At 71.9% G+C, this 17,406-nt stretch carries 17 protein-coding genes and 1 pseudogene; 6 read left to right on the top strand and 12 right to left on the bottom strand.

Going from position 1 to position 17,406, the window contains the following annotated elements:
- From G3I41_RS28770 to dacB, 3 genes are all read right to left on the bottom strand, one after another.
- Positions 1 to 414: ATP-binding protein (locus G3I41_RS28770; protein ID WP_275408456.1), on the bottom strand; the 414-nt coding region annotated here is incomplete at its 3' end.
- A 189-nt stretch (positions 415 to 603) separates the two neighbouring features.
- The gene (locus G3I41_RS28765; RefSeq protein ID WP_164403296.1) at positions 604 to 1,737 is read right to left on the bottom strand and encodes a zinc-dependent metalloprotease; all 1,134 of its coding nucleotides are present in this window, start codon (positions 1,735 to 1,737) and stop codon (positions 604 to 606) included.
- A gap of 49 nt (positions 1,738 to 1,786) precedes the next feature.
- Positions 1,787 to 3,277: a D-alanyl-D-alanine carboxypeptidase/D-alanyl-D-alanine-endopeptidase gene (gene dacB, locus G3I41_RS28760; protein ID WP_164403295.1), complete on the bottom strand. Its 1,491-nt coding sequence runs from the start codon at positions 3,275 to 3,277 to the stop codon at positions 1,787 to 1,789.
- Between the two features lie 86 nt (positions 3,278 to 3,363).
- Between dacB and G3I41_RS28755 the strand changes: the two genes are divergently transcribed.
- Both G3I41_RS28755 and G3I41_RS28750 read left to right on the top strand, forming a co-directional pair.
- A complete protein-coding gene (locus G3I41_RS28755) occupies positions 3,364 to 3,858 on the top strand; it encodes an inorganic diphosphatase (RefSeq protein WP_018520452.1) in 495 nt (164 codons plus the stop codon).
- 144 nt (positions 3,859 to 4,002) lie between these two features.
- Entirely contained in the window at positions 4,003 to 5,700 is a 1,698-nt protein-coding gene (locus tag G3I41_RS28750; protein ID WP_164403294.1) for a threonine/serine exporter family protein, read from the top strand.
- Positions 5,701 to 5,729: 29 nt separating this feature from the next.
- Here G3I41_RS28750 and G3I41_RS28745 read toward each other — a convergent pair whose 3' ends face one another.
- Positions 5,730 to 6,434: a VTT domain-containing protein gene (locus G3I41_RS28745; protein WP_164403293.1), complete on the bottom strand. Its 705-nt coding sequence runs from the start codon at positions 6,432 to 6,434 to the stop codon at positions 5,730 to 5,732.
- Between the two features lie 96 nt (positions 6,435 to 6,530).
- Entirely contained in the window at positions 6,531 to 7,289 is a 759-nt protein-coding gene (locus G3I41_RS28740; protein ID WP_164403292.1) for a MerR family transcriptional regulator, read from the bottom strand.
- 129 nt (positions 7,290 to 7,418) lie between these two features.
- Between G3I41_RS28740 and G3I41_RS28735 the strand changes: the two genes are divergently transcribed.
- Complete coding sequence (locus G3I41_RS28735) at positions 7,419 to 8,693, top strand: ion channel protein (protein WP_164403291.1); 1,275 nt, start codon at positions 7,419 to 7,421, stop codon at positions 8,691 to 8,693.
- 97 nt (positions 8,694 to 8,790) lie between these two features.
- Positions 8,791 to 10,215 carry a glutamate decarboxylase gene (locus G3I41_RS28730; RefSeq protein WP_164403290.1) on the top strand — a complete coding sequence of 475 codons (1,425 nt, stop codon included), beginning with the start codon at positions 8,791 to 8,793 and terminating at the stop codon, positions 10,213 to 10,215.
- A 14-nt stretch (positions 10,216 to 10,229) separates the two neighbouring features.
- On the opposite strand, the gene G3I41_RS28725 is transcribed toward G3I41_RS28730, so the two are convergent.
- The 5 genes from G3I41_RS28725 to G3I41_RS28705 form a co-directional block, all read right to left on the bottom strand.
- Positions 10,230 to 11,003: an ABC transporter permease gene (locus G3I41_RS28725; RefSeq protein WP_164403300.1), complete on the bottom strand. Its 774-nt coding sequence runs from the start codon at positions 11,001 to 11,003 to the stop codon at positions 10,230 to 10,232.
- An 8-nt stretch (positions 11,004 to 11,011) separates the two neighbouring features.
- Positions 11,012 to 11,956, bottom strand: coding sequence for an ATP-binding cassette domain-containing protein (locus G3I41_RS28720; protein ID WP_203601799.1), 945 nt, complete (start codon positions 11,954 to 11,956; stop codon positions 11,012 to 11,014).
- Between the two features lie 83 nt (positions 11,957 to 12,039).
- Entirely contained in the window at positions 12,040 to 12,681 is a 642-nt protein-coding gene (locus G3I41_RS28715; protein WP_164403298.1) for a PadR family transcriptional regulator, read from the bottom strand.
- Between the two features lie 55 nt (positions 12,682 to 12,736).
- Entirely contained in the window at positions 12,737 to 14,194 is a 1,458-nt protein-coding gene (locus G3I41_RS28710) for an aldehyde dehydrogenase family protein (RefSeq protein ID WP_164403289.1), read from the bottom strand.
- Between the two features lie 54 nt (positions 14,195 to 14,248).
- Positions 14,249 to 15,130, bottom strand: coding sequence for a helix-turn-helix transcriptional regulator (locus G3I41_RS28705; protein ID WP_164403288.1), 882 nt, complete (start codon positions 15,128 to 15,130; stop codon positions 14,249 to 14,251).
- 328 nt (positions 15,131 to 15,458) lie between these two features.
- Here G3I41_RS28705 and G3I41_RS28700 point away from each other — a divergent pair, with 328 nt between their 5' ends.
- Positions 15,459 to 15,959 carry an ATP-binding protein gene (locus G3I41_RS28700; protein WP_164403287.1) on the top strand — a complete coding sequence of 167 codons (501 nt, stop codon included), beginning with the start codon at positions 15,459 to 15,461 and terminating at the stop codon, positions 15,957 to 15,959.
- 137 nt (positions 15,960 to 16,096) lie between these two features.
- On the opposite strand, the gene G3I41_RS28695 is transcribed toward G3I41_RS28700, so the two are convergent.
- On the bottom strand, positions 16,097 to 16,333 hold the full coding sequence (locus G3I41_RS28695) for a DUF397 domain-containing protein (RefSeq protein WP_018102227.1): 237 nt from the start codon (positions 16,331 to 16,333) through the stop codon (positions 16,097 to 16,099).
- A 249-nt stretch (positions 16,334 to 16,582) separates the two neighbouring features.
- Between G3I41_RS28695 and G3I41_RS28690 the strand changes: the two genes are divergently transcribed.
- On the top strand, positions 16,583 to 17,098 hold the full coding sequence (locus G3I41_RS28690; protein WP_164400348.1) for a hypothetical protein: 516 nt from the start codon (positions 16,583 to 16,585) through the stop codon (positions 17,096 to 17,098).
- Positions 17,099 to 17,155: 57 nt separating this feature from the next.
- On the opposite strand, the pseudogene G3I41_RS28685 reads toward G3I41_RS28690, so the two are convergent.
- Positions 17,156 to 17,406: pseudogene (locus G3I41_RS28685) on the bottom strand (FUSC family protein); the annotation flags it as partial.

Genomic DNA, 17,406 nt, shown 5'->3' with positions numbered 1-17,406 from the left:
GGCGGCGGCCTCGGGACCGCCCTCGCGGCCGACGTGGACGGCGACGGCCTCGACGGGGCCGAGGTCCATGGCGGCGAGCCGGGCGGCGACCTCGGCGGCGCGGGTGTCGGAGCCGTCCTGGAGGCCGTGGTCGACGGTGATGCCGCCGGCCCGGACGGGGAGTTTGCGGGCCTCGAAGGCGAGGGCGGAGGCGAGCGCCATGGAGTCGGCGCCGCCGGAGCAGGCGACGAGCACCAGGGGGGTGCCGGGGCGGTCGGGGAGCGTGCCGAGGCGGCCGCCCGAGCCGGCCCGGGCGAGTTCGGGGTGCGGGGCGTACCCGGCGCGTTCGGTCTGTTCGGCGTGTTCGGCGATGACGTCGTGGAGTACGCGGCGGACCGCCAGGCGTATCGCCGCGACCGCAGGATGGGGACCCATGTCCGGTGCCCTTCGTGAGGTTCTTGAGGGGTGTCTCGGAGTGCCGGGACGGGAAGGAGTGCCGTCACTCAGAGTGCGTCGATGGTGACAGAGCAATGCCGTTCATCGAGCATTGCACGCCTTCCCATGCCCCTACGGTCCCTCGGATGGGTGATTACCGGCGCGTTGCCTTCGTACCGGGGCCCTTGATCACGACTCTGCCTTACGGTGCACCCTCGCGATCCAGTCCGCCGGGCGGGCGATCTCCGCCTTCGTGGGGAGGGTGTTGGGCGAGGTCCACACCCGGTTGAAGCCGTCCATGCCGACCTCGTCCACGACGGCGCGCACGAAGCGTTCGCCGTCCCGGTACTGGCGCAGCTTGGCGTCGAGGCCGAGCAGCTTGCGCAGGGCCTGGTCGAGGCGGCTCGCGCCGCGGGCACGGCGCTGCTGGAACTTCTCGCGGATCTCGGCGACGGAGGACACCACCTCGGGGCCGACGCCGTCCATCACGTAGTCGGCGTGCCCTTCGAGGAGGGACATCACGGCGGTGAGGCGGCCGAGGATCTCGCGCTGGGCGGGGGTCTGGACGAGTTCGACCAGGCTGCGGCCGCCGTCCTCGTCGGACTCGCCGTCGGGCCGGCCCCCGGCGAGGGACTGGGCGGCCTCGCGCAGCCGCTCCAGGAAGGTCATCGGGTCGACGTCGGTCTCGTCCAGGAAGGACTGGATCTCGCCCTGGAGGTGGTCGCGGAGCCAGGGCACCGCGGTGAACTGGGTGCGGTGGGTCTCCTCGTGGAGGGCGACCCAGAGCCGGAAGTCGTGCGGGTCCGCCTCCAGCTCGCGTTCGACGTGGACGATGTTCGGCGCGACGAGCAGGAGGCGGCCGCCGCCGTCGGCGGAGGCGGGGAGGTCGCGGGTGGCGGGGGCGAAGGTCTCGTACTGGCCGAGGACGCGGGAGGCGAGGAAGGACAGCAGCATCCCGACCTCGACGCCGGTGACCTTGGAGCCCACCGCGCCGAGCACGGCGCCGCCCGCGCCGCCGGTGCGCCGTTCCTCCATCTTCTCCAGGAGGGGGCGCAGCAGTTCCCGGAAGCCGGCGACGTTGGCCCTGATCCAGCCGGCGCGGTCCACGACGAGGACGGGGGTGTCCTCGGGCTCGGTGCCCTCGGGGATCATCCGGGTGAAGGCGCGGACGTGCTCCTCCGCCGCCTTCGCGTGCCTGCGCAGCTCCGCGACGACCTCGCGGGCCTCCTCGCGGCTGATCTCGGGGCCCGGCCGCACAAGCCGGGTCGCGGTCGCGACCGCGAGGTTCCAGTCGACCATCCCTGCACCACCGATGCTCGTCATGCGTCAACCGTACGTGCTCCGCCCTTGGCGCGGTGAGGGGTTGACGCGGTCAGCGCTCGCCGGCGCCGAGTGCGGTGGCGAGTTTGTCGAGGGCCTTCTGGGCCTCGGTGGGGGCGGTGGTGCCGGAGGCGAGGAAGGCGAAGGCGAGGAGCCGTCCCCGGGTGTCCACGACCGTGCCGGCCAGGCTGTTGACGCCGGTGAGGGTGCCGGTCTTGGCGCGGATGAAGCCGGTGCCGCCGGCCTTGCTGGTGTAGCGGCTGCTGAGCGTGCCGCTGAAGCCCGCCACGGGGAGGCCGGTGAGGACGGGGCGCAGTTCGGGGTGGGCGGGGTCGGCCGCCCGGGCGAGGAGGCCGGCGAGCAGGGCGGCGGTCACCTTGTCCCGGCGGTCGAGCCCGCTGCCGTCGGCGATGTTCACGCCCTTGAGGGGCAGACCGAGCTTCTTGAGGCGGGCGGTGACGGCCCGTCGGCCGCCCTTGAAGTCGGCGGGCTGCCCGGCGGCGATGGCGGTCTGCCGGGCCAGGGCCTCGGCGATGTCGTTGTCGCTGTTGGTCAGGGCGCGTTCGACCAGGCCGGACAGCGGGGCGGAGAGGTGGGTGGCGACGGTGCGGGACTTCTCGGCGGGGCGGCCGGGGGCGGGGGCGCCCTTGGTGGTGACGCCTGCCTTGTCGAGGTAACCGGCGAAGGCGCGGGCGGCGTCGGCGGCCGGGTCCTCGGTGCGCGGGGCCGGGCCCTTGGCGGAGTCGTCCTGGCGGCCCTCGTTCAGCATCAGGGCGCTCATCGGCGCGATGTTCTCGTTGGGGCCGATCGGGTGGTGCGTGGGCCCCGAGTAGGCGGAGGCGTCGTAGCGCAGGCGTACGGAGGGGGCCTCGGCGGCCTTGAGGGCTCGGGCGGTCTCGGTGGCCAGGGCGCGCAGGGCGGCCTTGTCGAGGGTGGGGTCGCCGCCGCCGACGAGGGTGACGGTGCGCAGGTCGTCGGAGGCGCGCACCGTGGTGGGGATGCGGTGGGCGGGGCCGAGGGCGCCGAGGGCGGCGACGGTGGTGGCGATCTTGACGGTGGAGGCGGGCGTCATGGGGGCGTCGGCGCCCTTGCCGTAGAGCCGTTCGCCGGTGGCGGTGTCGATGACGACGGCGGCGCGGCGGGTGCCCAGCGCGTCGTTCTCCAGCAGCGGGTCCAGGACGGTGCGCAGGTCGCGGGGGGTGCCGGCCGGGGCGTTCGCCGGGCCGGTCCCGGCGGCGGACAGGGCGGCGAGGACGGCGGGCGCGCTCGGGGCGGGTGCGGGACCGTCGGGGTCGCCCGCGTCGTGATGTGCGCCACCTGTGCGTTCGGCGGCGGTCGCGCGGTCCCGCTCGGCCTTACGCTGACCCGAGTCCCAGGGTCCGGTGGCGAGGACGGCGCCGGCCGCGAGGGCCAGTCCGACGACGGCGGACACGGCCGTGAACTGCCAGTCGTTCACTCCGCCGCGTGCGCCCGGACGGGCCGCGATACTGCCGCCGGGCGTGCCGGGCGGTTCGGTCGACGGTCTTTCCACCGGCTCGGCCACCGTTGACCAGCCCCTTTCGCGAGCACACATCTGCGTGAGGGACACTTAACCACCAGTCGTATGTGTTGATCATGGAGGAGCCACCCGTGGAGTTCGACGTCGTTATCGAGATCCCGAAGGGTTCGCGCAACAAGTACGAGGTGGATCACGAGACCGGCCGGATTCGTCTGGACCGTCGGCTCTTCACCTCGACCAGCTACCCGGCGGACTACGGCTTCGTCGAGGACACCCTCGGTGAGGACGGCGACCCGCTGGACGCGCTGGTGATCCTGGAGGAGCCGACGTTCCCGGGCTGCCTCATCAAGTGCCGCGCGATCGGCATGTTCCGGATGACCGACGAGGCCGGTGGCGACGACAAGCTGCTGTGCGTCCCGGCGTCCGACCCGCGGGTGGAGCACCTGCAGGACATCCAGCACGTGTCGGAGTTCGACCGCCTGGAGATCCAGCACTTCTTCGAGGTCTACAAGGACCTGGAGCCGGGCAAGTCCGTCGAGGGCGCCGACTGGGTCGGCCGCGCCGAGGCCGAGGCCGAGATCGTCGCCTCCCGCAAGCGCCTTGAGGCGCAGGGCGGCGCGCACTGACGTTCCGCTTCCGGATGAGCGGGCCTGCGAACGGGCGGCACACCCAGGTGGGTGTGCCGCCCGTTCCGTGTGCCCTCCCTTGGGCGTGGCCATACTGGGCAGGAGTGCGGCCGAGGACGCGCAGCCGAGGAGGATCGAGGTCGAGTGGTGGCGGAACCGGACGGGCCCGATGACGAGAAGCCCCAGTCCGACGAGGCGCACAGTGCCTTCTCGCGGCCTGCCGGGACCGGACCGGCGGCGCCGCCGGAGGAGGACCACCCGACCTCGGAATTCGCCCTTCCGGAGGGGGTGACGCCCGAGCCGCCGGCCCCGGGTTCCGGTTCCGGTACGGGTTCCGCTTCCGGCTCCGAGACGACCGGTTCGGCGTTCGCCACGCCGAGCACGTACAGCTTCCGGGACTCCCCGCCGGCGTTCACCCCGGCGTACGGGGTGCCGATGGTCCGGCTGACCAAGGAGGCGCCCTGGCAGGACCGGATGCGCACGATGCTGCGGATGCCGGTCGCCGAGCGCCCGGCGCCCGAGCCGGTCCAGCGGCACGACGAGGAGGCGGGGCCCCCGGTGCCGCGCGTGCTCGACCTGACGCTGCGCATCGGGGAGCTGCTGCTGGCGGGCGGTGAGGGCGCCGAGGACGTCGAGGCGGCCATGTTCGCGGTGATGCGGAGCTACGGGCTCGACCGCTGCGAGCCGACCGTGACGTTCACCCTGCTGTCGATCTCGCACCAGCCGTCACTGGTGGACGACCCGGTGACGGCGAGCCGGACGGTACGCCGCCGGGGCACCGACTACACCCGGCTGGCGGCGGTCTTCCGGCTGATCGACGACATCACCACGGCCGACGACGAGGTGTCGCTGGAGGAGGCGTACCGGCGGCTCGCGGAGATCCGGCGCAACCGCCACCCGTATCCCGGCTGGGTGCTCACGCTGGCCGCCGGCGGGCTGGCCGGGGCGGCGTCCGTGCTGGTCGGCGGTGGTCCGCTGGTGTTCCTGATCGCGGCGCTCGGGGCGATGCTCGGTGACCGGCTGGCCTGGCTGTGTGCGGGGCGCGGGCTGCCGGAGTTCTACCAGTTCGTGGTGGCGGCGATGCCGCCCGCCGCGATGGGCGTGGCGCTGACGCTGACGCACTGGTCGGACGTACGGCCGTCGGCGGTGATCACCGGTGGGCTGTTCGCCCTGCTGCCGGGGCGGGCGCTGGTGGCGGGCGTGCAGGACGGCCTGACCGGGTACTACATCACGGCCTCGGCGCGGCTCCTGGAGGTCATGTACTTCTTCATCGCGATCGTCACCGGGGTGCTGCTGGCCCTGTACGGGGGGCTCCAGCTGGGCGCGGAGCTGGACCCGGAGGCGCGGTTCATCACGCACGACCGGCCGGTGATCCAGATCCTGGCGTCGATGGTGCTGACCCTGTCCTTCGCGATCCTGCTCCAGCAGGAGCGGGTGACGGTGCTCGCGGTGACCCTGAACGGCGGAGTGGCCTGGATCGTCTACGGGGCGATGGCCCGGACGGGCGAGCTGTCGGCGGTGGCCGCGACGGCCGCGGCAGCCGGGCTCGTCGGGCTGTTCGGGCAGCTGTTCTCGCGGTACCGCTACACGTCGTCGCTGCCGTACATCACGGCGGCCATCGGACCGCTGCTGCCCGGCTCGGCGACGTACTTCGGTCTGCTGGGCGTCGCGCAGAACGAGCTGGACCGGGGCCTCGCCTCGCTGTCCACGGCGGTGGCGACGGCGCTGGCCATCGCCATCGGGGTGAACCTGGGGAGCGAGATCTCCCGGCTGTTCATGCGGGTGCCGGGCGCGGTCGGGGGCGCGAACCGCCGCGCGGCCAAGCGGACGCGCGGCTTCTGACCCGGTCGCCCCTCAGGGGCGTACGACGCTCAGCGCTTGGCGTGGCGGCCCCGGCGGCCGGCGGACGGATCCTGCGGGGGCACCTCGCCGTTCCCGGCGGCGGGGCCCTCCTTCTTGGCCTTGCTCCGGGCGCGCAGGAACTCGATGGCGATCGGGATCACCGAGATCAGCACGATCAGGACGAGCATCGCCTCGATGTTCTTGTGGACGAACTCGACGTTGCCGAGGGCGGCGCCGAGCAGGGTGACGCCGACGCCCCACAGGACGCCGCCGATCACGTTGAACACGATGAACGAGCGGTAGTTCATCCGGCTGACGCCCGCGATGATCGGGGTGAAGGTCCGCACGATCGGCACGAAACGGGCCAGGATCAGCGACTTCGGGCCGTGCTTCTCGAAGAACTCGTGGGCCTTCTCGACGTTCTCCTGCTTGAAGAGGCGGGAGTCGGGCCGGTTGAAGAGCGAGGGTCCGACCTTGCGGCCGAAGAGGTAGCCGACCTGGTCGCCGATGATCGCGGCCAGCGCGACCAGGACGCAGACCAGCCAGAGCGGGGTGTGCAGCTTGTCGGTCGTGACCAGCAGGCCCGTGGTGAACAGCAGGGAGTCACCGGGCAGGAAGAAGCCGATGAGCAGCCCGGATTCGGCGAAGACGATGACGAGCACGCCGATCAGGCCGAACTGCCCGATGAGATGGTCCGGGTCCAGCCAGCTCGGTCCGAGCGCAAGCGTATTCAAGGGTCCGGGCTCCAGGATGAGGTCGATGGGCGGCTGCGTGGCCGCCCCAAGCTATCAACGCCTCGGGGCGGCCTCGGGTTCCACCCGCCTCCCCGCTTACGTCCGGCGGCGCGCGTTCGCCTCGATGGCGTCGCGCAGGTGCTCGGCGAGGCCCGGCCGCATGGCGTCGTAGAACGCCTTGAACTGCGGATCGGCGACGTACATCCCGCCGAGGCACCGGTGGAACTCGTGGTCGCACGCGTAGAACCAGGTGGAGATGTGGAGCCGGTGCTCCTCCGCGAGGTCGGTGGCGCGCTCGCCGTCGGCGGGCTCACCCGCCTCCACCAGGGCCGCGTAGCGCTCGCTCCAGGAGTCGACCTCGGCCTTCATCCGCCGCCAGTCCTCCTTGGTGTAGCGGGCGGCCCGGCGCTGCGACTCGGCGTAGGCGTCGGTGGAGCCCCAGCGGCGCTCGGCCTCCTCTGCGTACTGATCCGGGTCCTTGTCGCCGAAGACCTCGAACTTCTCCTCGGGGGTGAGGTTGATGCCCATCCTGCGTGCCTCCATCGCTGTCTCTACGGCGGCGGCCATCCGCTGGAGCTCCGCGATCCGGTGCGACAGCAGCGCGTGCTGGCGGCGCAGGTGCTCCTGCGGGTCCGCGTCCGGGTCGTCGAGCAGGGCCGCGATCTCCTCCAGCGGGAAGCCGAGCTCCCGGTAGAAGAGGATCTGCTGCAGCCGGTCCAGGTCGGCGTCGTCGTACCGCCGGTGGCCCGCGTGGCTGCGCCCGCCCGGTGAGAGCAGGCCGATGGAGTCGTAGTGGTGCAGGGTGCGCACCGTGACCCCGGCATAGCCGGCGACCTCTCCCACGGAGTGCTCCATGGCTCCCCGCTCCTTCCTGTGTGGGTACGGGTACGAGCCTCGGCCCTCACGCGACGTGAGGTGCAAGTCCCGCCTGCCACCCGCCCCTTTTGAGCGGCTTTAAGGCTTTCGTATCGCTATGGTGTGCCGATGCCGACCGATTCCGCCGTCGCCGCCGAGCCCGCCGCCGCCCGCCGGCTGCTCGTGCTCATCGTGCCCGCCCTGGCCGTGGGCGTAGCCTCGGCCCTGGTCCTGCTCGGGGTCAGCCTGCTCGCGGAGCAGTTCCAGGACGTGCTGTGGAAGACGCTGCCGGACGCGCTCTCCGTGGGGGGCTTCTCCTCGCTGTGGATGATCGTGATGCTCACGGCCACGGGCCTGGTGACCGGCCTGGTCCTGCGCGCCGTCCCCGGCCGGGGCGGCCCGGACCCGGCGACCATGGGCCTGGTCGACCCTCCCCTGCCCCCCCACGTGGTGCCCGGCCTGCTCGTGGTCACCGTCCTGGCCCTGGCGGGCGGCGTCAGCCTCGGCCCGGAGAACCCGATCACCGCGGCCAACATCGCCCTGGCCGCCTGGGCGGGCCGCCGGATCGCGCCCGGCGCGCCCGGTGAGCTGTGGCTCGCGCTCGCCGCCGCCGGCACCATCGGCGCCCTCTTCGGCACCCCGGTCGCCGCCGCCCTGATCCTCACCGAGACGCTGGCCGCCGCGCCGGGCGCCGGGGCGCTCTGGGACAAGCTGTTCGGGCCCCTCGCGGCCGGGGCCGCCGGATCGCTCACCATGTCGCTGGCCGAGCACCCCAGCTTCGACCTGTCGCTGCCCCCGTACACGCACACCGGCTGGGGCGACCTGCTCGCCGCCCTCGTGATCGCCTCCGCCGGAGCGGTCCTCGGCCTCGCGGCGGTGTACGCGTTCCCCTTCGTCCACCGCTTCTTCCGGGCCCTGCCGCATCCGGTGCTCGCCCTGACCCTGGGCGGTCTGGCGCTCGGCCTGCTCGGGGCGCTGGGCGGGCACCTCACGCTCTTCAAGGGGCTGGACGAGGTGAAGACGCTCGCCGCCGATCCGGACGGCTGGTCGGCCGCCGGGTTCGGGGCGATGGCGGTGGTGAAGGCCGCCGCCCTGGTGATCGCGGCGACCTGCGGGTTCCGGGGCGGCCGGATCTTCCCGGCGGTGTTCGTGGGCGTGGCGCTCGGCCTGTGCGCCCACGCGCTGGTGGACGCGGTGCCGGTGGCGCTCGCGGTGACGTGCGCGGTGCTGGGCGTGCTGCTGGCCGTCACCCGGCAGGGCTGGCTGAGCCTGTTCACGGCGGCGGTGCTGGGCTTCGACACGGCCCTGCTGCCGGTGCTGTGCGTGGCCTCGCTGCCCGCCTGGCTGCTGGTGACCGGCCGGCCGCTGATGCAGCTGCGCGAGGACGGCACGGCGCTGCGCTGAGCCGGACGGCCCAGCACCGGGTGCCGGGCGCCGGAGCCGTCCGTACCGTCGGTCCCGTCCGGTCTCGCGGGCGCGAGCCGAGAAAGGCAGGTCCGTGATGCCGCTCCACCGGGGCTCCGCGCACGAGGGCGAACCGTCGGCCGAGCAGAGCAAGCTGGCGCTCAACCCCTTCTACGGGGTGGCCGACCCGGTCGCCGGGATGGAGGCGGCGCCGCCCAGGCACCGGATGCCGGACGGACCGCTGCCGCCCCACACCGCGTACGGGCTCGTCCACGACGAGCTGATGCTGGACGGCAACTCACGGCTCAACCTCGCCACGTTCGTCACCACCTGGATGGAACCCCAGGCCGGGGTGCTGATGGGCGAGTGCCGCGACAAGAACATGATCGACAAGGACGAGTACCCGCGCACCGCCGAACTGGAGCGGCGCTGTGTGTCGATGCTCGCCGACCTCTGGCACGCGCCCGACCCCTCGGCCGCCGTCGGCTGTTCCACGACCGGGTCCAGTGAGGCGTGCATGCTCGCCGCGATGGCACTCAAGCGCCGTTGGGCGGCCAAGAACGCCGACCGCTACCCGGCGAGCGCCAAGCCCAATCTCGTGATGGGGGTGAACGTGCAGGTGTGCTGGGAGAAGTTCTGCACGTTCTGGGAGGTCGAACCGCGCCTCGTCCCCATGGAGGGCGACCGCTTCCACCTCGACCCGCGGGCCGCCGTGGAGCTGTGCGACGAGAACACCATCGGCGTCGTCGGCGTCCTCGGCTCCACCTTCGACGGCAGCTACGAGCCGATCGCGGAGCTGTGCGCGGCCCTGGACGACCTCCAGGAGCGCACCGGCCTCGACATCCCCGTCCATGTCGACGGGGCCTCCGGCGCCATGGTCGCGCCGTTCCTCGACCCGGACCTGGTGTGGGACTTCCGGCTCCCCCGGGTCTCCTCCATCAACACCTCCGGCCACAAATACGGCCTGGTCTACCCGGGCGTCGGCTGGGCGCTGTGGCGCTCGCCCGCCGAACTGCCCGAGGAGCTGGTCTTCCGGGTGAACTACCTGGGCGGCGACATGCCCACCTTCGCGCTGAACTTCTCCCGGCCCGGCGCCCAGGTCGTGGCGCAGTACTACACCTTCCTGAGGCTGGGCCGGGACGGCTACCGGGCCGTGCAGCAGGCGGCCCGGGACGTGGCGACCGGGCTGGCCGCGAGGATCGAGGAGCTGGGCGACTTCCGGCTGCTCACCCGGGGCGACCAGCTGCCCGTCTTCGCGCTCACCACCAAGCCGGAGGTGACGGCGTACGACGTCTTCGACGTGTCACGGCGACTGCGCGAACGCGGCTGGCTGGTGCCCGCGTACACCTTCCCGGCCGACCGGGAGGACCTGTCGGTGCTCCGGATCGTGTGCCGGAACGGCTTCTCATCGGACCTGGCGGACCTGCTCCTGGAGGACCTGCGCCTCCTGATGCCGGAACTCCGCGCCCAGCCGCACCCGCTGACCCGGGACCAGAACGCGGCGACGTCCTTCCACCACTGAGACGGCGGCGGACCTCAGCGGCCGAGGGCGGCGAACCGCCGTACCGCCAAGGGGAAGAACACCACGAGCAGCGCCAGCGGCCACACCACCGCGAGCAGTCCGGCGTGGTCGGCCGCCCAGGAGCCGCCGTCGGCGCCCGGGTTGCCGAACAGGTCGCGCACCGCCGTCGCGGTGGCCGAGAGCGGATTCCACTCGACGGCGGACCCCAGCCACCCGGGCATGGTCTCCGGCGCGGCGAACACCGTGGAGAGGAAGCCGACGGGCCAGACCAGGATCTGCACCGCCTGCACCTTCTCCGGCCGTCCCGCCACCAGCGCCAGCAGGATGCCGAGCCACAGCATCGCGAACCGCAGCAGCAGAAGCAGCCCCATCGCCACCAGTGCGGCGGTCACCCCCTCGTGCCACCGCCAGCCGACCGCGTAACCCGCCGCGCCCATCACCAGCAGCGCGGCGACCGACTGGAGCATGTCCGCGACGGCCCGGCCGACCAGCACCGTCCCGGACGCCATCGGCATCGAGCGGAACCGGTCCACGACCCCCTTCTCCAGGTCACGGGTGACCGCGAGCACGGTCGACTCCAGGCCGAAGGCCATGGTCAGCGCCAGCATGCCGGGCACCAGGTAATCGGCGGTCTCCCCCTCGATCCCCCGGCCACCGCCGACCAGGTAGGTGAACATCAGCAGCAGCATCACCGGGAACACCAGGCCCACTACGACCTGCGCCGGCTGCCGGGCCCAGCGGGCCAGCTCGCGCCGGGTCATCGTCCAGGAGTCGGACACCGCCCACATCGTCGCGCTCACGCCGCCACCTCCTTCTCGTCTCCGCTGCCCGTCAGGGCCAGGAAGACCTCGTCCAGCGTCGGCCGGCGCACCGCGATGTCCTCCGCCTCGATGCCCGCGTCCGCCAGCGCCCGCACGGCCCGGGTGAGCACCGCCACCCGGTCCGCCGCCGGCGCTCCGACGGTCCGCCGGTCCGGGTCCGTCACCCTGCCGCCGTCGAGCAGGGCGGCCGCGCGCGCCACCTGGGCGGCGTCGCGCACGACGACGTCGAGGCGGTCGCCGCCGACGCGGGCCTTCAACTCGTCGGCCGTTCCCTCGGCGGCGACCCGGCCGCCGTCGATCAGCGAGATCCGGTCCGCGAGCCGGTCGGCCTCCTCCAGATACTGCGTGGTCAGCAGGACGGTCGTGCCGCCGCCGACCAGCGAGCGCACCGCGGCCCACACCTCGGCGCGGCCGCGCGGGTCGAGCCCGGTCGTCGGCTCGTCCAGGAACAGCACCTCGGGTTCGGTGATCAGTGAAGCCGCCAGGTCGAGCCGCCGCCGCATGCCCCCGCTGTAGTCGCGCACCGCCTTGCGGCCCGTGTCCGCCAGGCCGAAGCGGTCGAGCAGGGCGTCCGCCCGCGCCCCGGCCCGGCGCGCGCCCAGGTGGTGCAGCCGGCCGAACATCTCCAGGTTCTGCCGGCCGGACAGCTCCTCGTCCAGGGCCGGATGCTGGCCGAGCAGCCCGATCCGGCGGCGGACCTCGGCCGGCCGCCGCCGTACGTCGTGTCCCGCGACCTCGGCCCGGCCCTCGTCGTACCGCAGCAGGGTCGACAGGATGCGGACCGCCGTGGACTTCCCTGCCCCGTTCGGGCCGAGCACGGCGTGCACGGTCGAGCGGCCGACCGTCAGATCCAGTCCGTCCAGGGCGTAGGTCCCTCCGTAGCGCTTGCGCATTCCCTCGACCACGATCGCGTCCCGCAATCCAGCACACCCCCGGCCGTCCAGTAATCAAACTTGACTAGTAAGGGAAAGATAGACCGCCTCGCGTCATTCGTCAAACTTGATTAGTGCGCGTCGCCCGGGTCCTGGACCCCGGTCGCGTACGGGTTCTCCTCGCCCTCCGCGAGCACGCCGACGAACGGGGCGCCTTCGCCTGCGAAGACGTACGCCCCACCCTCGATCCGCGCGATCAGCCCGCGCGTCCACTCCGCGCCGGCGTCCGCCGAGTGGACCCAGAAGTTCATGACCTCACCGATGTGGCCCAGCTGCTCCGGGCCGCCCTCGGGGAGGTAGTGCCCGGTGACGGCGGCCCGCCAGGCCGCGAGGTTCTCCAGGCGCTCCCGGAGCAGGGCCACCGCCTCGGCGCGTTCCAGGTCGACGATGAAGCCGATGCCCGCCGAGAGGACGTCCATCCGCTGCTCGTACGAGGTGAGCGAGGCGCGCAGCAGGGCGAAGTACTCCTCGGTGCCGCGCTCGGTGATCTCGTACTCGATGCGCGGCGGGCCGCCCACCGTGCTCGGGGCCACCTCGTGGGCGAGGAGCATGTCCTGCTTCGCGAGCTGCTTCAGCGCGTGGTAGACGGAGCCGGGCTTGGCGTTGGACCACTCGTGGGCGCCCCAGTACTCCAGGTCGTTGCGGACCTGGTAGCCGTGGGCCCGGCCGTGCTGGCGCACGGCGCCGAGGACCAGCAGCCGGATCGCGGACATGCCCTCCACCTCTCTGGACAACCCGGCCAGCCTAGCGGGCGGAGTCGGGGGGAGGTCAGAAGGGGAAGACGCTGCGGCCGTGCTGGACGGAGATCCACTTCTGGGTGGTGAACGCGTCCACCGCCGCGTCCCCGTTCATCCGGCCCAGGCCGGAGTCCTTCTCACCGCCGAACGCGATGCCCGGGTCGTCGTGCACGGTGGAGTCGTTGACGTGGAACATCCCGCTGCGGATGCGCTGGGCGAACCGGACGCCCCGCCCGGTGCGCGCGGTGTGCACGGCGCCGCTGAGCCCGTACGGGCTGTCGTTGACGATCCGGACGGCCTCGTCCTCGCCGTCGAAGGGGACCAGCAGCGCGACCGGGCCGAAGATCTCCTGGTGGAGCAGCGGGGAGCTCCCGGGCAGGCCGGTGAGCACGGTCGGCTCGACCAGATTGCCGCGCACCCGTCCGCGCACCGGCGCCTCGGCGCCCTCGGCGATCGCCTGGTCCACCAGGGCGGCGAGCGAGTCGGCGTGGAAGGTGTTGATGACCGGGCCGATGCTGGTGTCCGGCTCGCGCGGGTCACCGGTCTTCAGGGCCGCCACGCGGGCGCAGAACTTCTCCGTGAACTCGGCGGCCACCGGCCGGTCCACCAGGATGCGGTTGGCGGCCATGCAGACCTGGCCGGAGTAGACGAACCGGCTGAAGACGGCGGCGTCGACCGCGTAGTCGATGTCCGCGTCGTCCAGCACCACGAGGGCGCTGTTGCCGCTGAGTTCGAGGACGGTCCGCTTGAAGAGGGCGCCCGCGGTCGCGGCGACATGGCGGCCGACCCGGTCCGATCCGGCGAAGGAGATCACCTGGGGCACGGGGTGCTCGATGAACGCGTCGCCTATCTCGGCTATGTCGGTGACGACCACGTTGAGCAGCCCGGCCGGAAGCCCGGCCTCCTCGAAGATCCTCGCGACGAGTCCGCCGCCGACGACGGGCGAGTTCTGGTTGGCCTTGACGACGACCGCGTTGCCGAGGGCCAGGGCCGGCGCGACCGACTTCATCGTCACCAGGAGCGGGAAGTTGAAGGGGCCGATGACGCCGACGACCCCGACGGGCAGCCGGTAGAGCAGGTTCTCCCGGCCGTCCGCGGCGGAGGGCAGGATGCGGCCCTCCTTCGAGAGCGCCTGCCGGGCGGCCTCGCGCAGGAACTCCTGGGTGAGGCTCAGCTCGTACGCGGCCTTGGTGCGGGTGCCGCCCAGCTCGTCGATGATCGCTTCGGTGATCTCGTCGGCCAGCTCCTCGGTGACCCGCAGCGCGCGCTCCAGGACGTCCCGGCGGCGGTACGGGCTCGCCGCCGCCCATTCCCCCTGCGCGCGCTCGGCGGCACGGTAGGCGCCGTCCACCTCGGCGGCGGTGGCGATGGTGATCGCGGCAAGCTTCTCACCGTTGTACGGATTGAAATCGATGATGTCCCAGGAGCCGGCGCCCGTCCGCCATTCACCGTCGATGTACTGGCCGGCCAGCTCTTGGAAGAAGGACATGCGATCCCTTAACTCAGGTGCAGACTCCTGTAGGAGCGCCATCGTACTGAAAATTCAGGAGAGTTGGAGAAGTCCTCGGAGCAGGTCACGACTCTCCTCGGGGCCCGGGCTCTCCTCGTGGAGCCGCGTCATCGCCTTTTCGTACTGGGCGACTTCTTCGTCCTTGTCCAGATAGAGCGCGCTTGTCAGCTGCTCCAGATACACGATGTCCGACAGATCGGATTCCGGGAATCGCAGCATGGTGAATGCTCCGCTCTCGCCCGCGTGCCCACCGAAACTGAACGGCATCACCTGAAGCGTGACGTTCGGCTGTTCCGACATATCGATCAGATGCCGCAATTGCGCCCGCATCACTTCGCGCCCGCCGTACGGGCGGCGCAGCGCCGCCTCGTCCAGCACGGCGTGGAAGCGGGGCGCCCGTTCGGAGACGAGCACCTTCTGCCGCTCCAGGCGCAGGGCGACGCGGCGCTCGATCTCGGCGGGGGGCGCGCCGCGCATGCCCCGGGAGACGACGGCGTGGGCGTAGTCCTCGGTCTGGAGGAGTCCGTGCACGAACTGGACCTCGTAGATCCGGATGAGCGAGGCCGCACCCTCCAGGCCGACGTAGGTCTGGAACCAGCCGGGCAGTACGTCCCCGTAACTGTGCCACCAGCCCGCCACGTTGGCCTCACGGGCCAGGGCGAGCAGGGAGTCGCGCTCCGCCTCGTCCGTGACGCCGTAGAGCGTGAGCAGATCCTCGACGTCCCTGGCCTTGAAGCTCACCCGTCCCAACTCCATGCGGCTGATCTTCGATTCGGAGGCCCGGATCGAGTAGCCGGCCGCCTCGCGCGTGATGCCTCGCGAGTCACGCAGTCTCCTGAGCTGAGAGCCCAGCAGGATGCGTCGCACCACGGACCCACTCGACTCGCCTGCCGCCACTGGTCCAACCCTCCCCATCGCTTCCTGGCATCGGGGCTCCCCCTGAACCCCAAGAGCCGGATTCTGCCATCAAAACGCTTCGCCCCGTACTCATTCGATTACGGAAATGGGAAGAGCTTGGGAAGACGCCGAAACCCGGGCGGGGAAGAAATGAGCAAGAACCGGGCGGGGTCGGACAGGTCCGGTGCGTGCACGTGCATCTGCCCTTGCATCTGCTGTGCGCATTCGGAACCATGGAGCCCGCGCACCTGCGTTCTCGTTCGTGTTGTGCCGCTGTCGCCGGTACGCAGTACCGGTCCAGCCGCGATTCCCGGGAGTGCCTCGCATGGGGACGAATGGATCGACGATGCTCGAGCCGTTACGGCAGGGGCTTCCCCCCATCGATCCCTCGGCCGTCTCCGGGTCGGCCACCTGCACCCTGCCGCCGCACTACGAAGCCGTCGGCGGCGCACGGCAGTTCACCAGGTCGACCCTGGGCGGATGGGGCCTGAGCGAGCGCTTCGACGACGTCGCGCTCGTCGTCTCCGAACTGGTCACCAACGCCCTGCGGCACGCCCTGCCGGCCGACGCCCCGCGCGAGCCCCAGGAGCCGCCGGTACGGCTGCACCTGATGCGCTGGACCTCGCGGCTGGTGTGCGCGGTGCGCGACCCGAGCCACGCGAGCCCGGTCGCCTCCGAGGCACCGGACTCCGCCGAGTCGGGGCGGGGGCTGTTCCTGGTGGAGTCCTTCAGCGACTGCTGGGGGTGGCACCCCTCTCCCGTACTGACCACCGAGAGCACGCCGGGCACGGCGGCTTCCCGAGGCAAGGTCGTCTGGGCACTGTTCAGACTGACCGACCCGGTGTGAGGGGAGCGGTGCGACCGGCCGGCGCACCGCGTGGCACACCGCCCGAGGGCTGAACACCGCTGGATTCCGGCGGGGTTCAGCCCTCCGTGGTGTACGGGACGGCGCTGGCGTGCGGTCCGTGCGGGAACGCTCGGCCGTCAGCCCACGAGGTGGTCGAACTCGCCGTCCTTGACGCCGAGCAGCAACGCCTCTATCTCGGCCGGTGTGTAGACCAGCGCCGGCCCGTCCGGGTGGCGCGAATTGCGCATCGCCACATCTCCGTCGGGCAGTTTCGCGAACTCCACGCAGGAACCCTGGGAGTTGCTGTGTCTGCTCTTCTGCCAGACGACTCCGCGAAGCTCTGTGGCCGCCATGCCGTTGTACACGTGGTGCACAGGACGCTCCCCGAGTTGCAAGGTGCAAGTGTCAACTGTCCCGGATCATAGCTGTGTTCAATTCCTAGTGCATGAGCGGATGCACGAGCAGATGCACGTGCACGCGCGGTGGTGCCGTGATTACAGTTCCTGCCGATGAAGACGTGTGAACGGCCTCTGCGGCTCCCGATTCCGGGAGTTGACTTCTCGGCAGCCCGTGCGACCCGCTGGTAGCTTGGATGGCCATTCGTCTTCCAGGGGGAATTCCACATGTACAAAGTCGCACGTACCGGCGCAGTCCTCGCCGCCGGTCTGCTGACCGCGCTGGCCCTCACCGGTTGCGGAAGCGACGGTGGCAAGGACGACTCGGGCAAGGACTCCGGGTCGAGCGCCGGCTCCACGCCGAGCGGGAGCGCTGACGCGTCCTCGGAGCCGGACGGCGGAACCGGCGGCGACGCGAAGGCGCTGGAGGGTGCCTGGCTGGGCCAGACCGACGGCAAGTCGGTGGTGCTGTCCGTCGTCGCCGGGAAGGCCGCCGTCGTCGCCGAGTCCCACGTCTGCACGGGCACCGTGGCGGACATGGGCAAGCCGATGCTGGAGCTGAAGTGCGCCGACGGGGACACCGCCCGGACCATGGGGGCCATCGAGTCCAACGACGGCAAGACCGTCGTGATCTCGTGGGATGCCGGGGCCAAGGACACGCTCAAGAAGACCGACCCGGGCTCGCTGAAGGACATCCCCGGCCTCTCCGACCTCCCCGACGTCCCGGACCTGCCGACGCCGTGACGCCGTGACGTCACGAGGTCAGGAGCCCAGCCCCCGCGACGCCGTGACGCCGTGACGTCACGAGGCCAGACCCCGCGAGAAGTCCTCCAGGGCGTCGAGGAGCAGCGCGACGTTGTTGCGGACGAGTCCGGTACCGGCGGGAGGCGGCGCCCCGCCCTCCGCCGCCTCCTCGCGCGCCCGGCACTCCGCCTCCCAGCGCTCCAGCGCCTCCCGCACCGGCGTCCAGTCCGGCACCCGCCGCTCCCGCACCGCCTTGGCGCCCTGGTCGGTGGCGCGGCGCAGCGCCTCGGCGAGCTCGGCGGCCCCCG

Source organism: Streptomyces sp. SID9727 (genome assembly GCF_010550605.1).
Classification (GTDB): Bacteria; Actinomycetota; Actinomycetes; order Streptomycetales; family Streptomycetaceae; genus Streptomyces.
The sequence above is the reverse complement of the archived record's forward strand: the minus strand, read 5'-3'. Positions and strand labels throughout refer to the sequence as shown.